We start from the raw sequence: 827 nt of genomic DNA, 5'->3' as shown, positions 1-827 counted from the left end.
CCCATCTCGTTTTCCACCTTCGATTTTCCTCGTACAGAAAATCGAGTGAAACGCAAATTAGCCTTCAAGAATCCAAAAACTGGTTCCACGTCAATTTTGCGTTGACGATAAAGGGTACTCGTTTTTTCTTCTGAAAGCTTTGCTCTCACATATTCTTTTTGTTGTTCCCACTTCTCATTCACCATTAACTTACGATTATTTCCTTCTTTTGCTTTTGTACATAATGAACGGAGGGGGCATCCGGAACAGTCTTCACATTCATATACCTTAAACTCACGCGTGAAATCATACTTATCCGTTTTCGTGGTACGATATTTAAATACAAGATGTTGTTGGTTTGGGCATGTGTATCGATCATTTTCTTTATCATAATCCCAGTTCGCTGTATTGAATTCGTTTTGCTTATACGTTTTCTTCTGTTCTTTTACATACATGGTGTACGTGATTAAAGCTTCTCGCTTACGATTCGAAAGGATATCATCATAATTTTGTTCACTGCCATATCCGGCATCTGCGACGATGTGTTTTGGTAGCTTAAAATAATGTTGTTCGATTTCATCTAAAAATGGGATTAATGTACGTGTATCCGCTGGATTGGGAAATATGCTGTAGGCAAGTGCATACTGACCTTCTGTTGCCACTTGTATGTTATAACCTGCCTTCAATTGACCATTTTTCATATAGTCATCTTTCATACGCATAAATGTCGCATCTGGGTCTGTTTTCGAATAACTATTTCGTTCGTCAAAGATTTCGAAGTCTCTTTGGTATTTTAGTTTGCGTTCAATATAGTCGATTAATTGTGTGCGGGCTTTCTTTGGGAATTT

The 827-nt window shown here is 37.6% G+C and carries 1 protein-coding gene; it reads right to left on the bottom strand.

Features of this window, described 5'->3' with window-relative positions; all coding sequences use genetic code 11:
* Positions 1 to 827, bottom strand: an 827-nt coding sequence (locus AC1RNS_RS26430) for a transposase (RefSeq protein ID WP_492996778.1), incomplete at both ends; no start/stop codon positions are given.

The sequence above is a fragment of the Lysinibacillus sp. GW821-FHT14F06 genome (assembly GCF_058803665.1).
This window is presented reverse-complemented; position numbering and strand designations above follow the sequence as displayed.